Genomic DNA, 280 nt, shown 5'->3' with positions numbered 1-280 from the left:
CAGGAAAGGATTGATTATATGATAAGTGATACTAATGCAAAGTTGATTGTTAATGAACACTTTTTAGAGATTTTCAAGAAGGATATACAAGAAGAACAATTAAAGTATACTAAAGAGAATCTTCCTATCATTAGCCAACCAGATAGTTTGGCATATGTTATTTATACTTCTGGTTCCACAGGTAAACCTAAAGGGGTGATGGTTGAAAATAATGGATTAGTTAATCGCTTGACTTGGATGCAAAAAGTATATCCTTTGAGTAATTTAGATACATTAATCC

1 protein-coding gene is annotated in these 280 nt (G+C 31.1%); it reads left to right on the top strand.

The genetic code is table 11. The annotated features are described in order from the left end of the window. Nucleotides 1–18 precede the first annotated feature (18 nt). On the top strand, nt 19–280 hold a 262-nt coding region (locus SB764_RS39495), incomplete at its 3' end, for an AMP-binding protein (protein WP_410866682.1).

The sequence above is a fragment of the Paraburkholderia sp. SIMBA_027 genome, assembly GCF_046535315.1.
Taxonomy (GTDB): Bacteria; Pseudomonadota; Gammaproteobacteria; order Burkholderiales; family Burkholderiaceae; genus Paraburkholderia; species Paraburkholderia tropica.
This window is presented reverse-complemented; position numbering and strand designations above follow the sequence as displayed.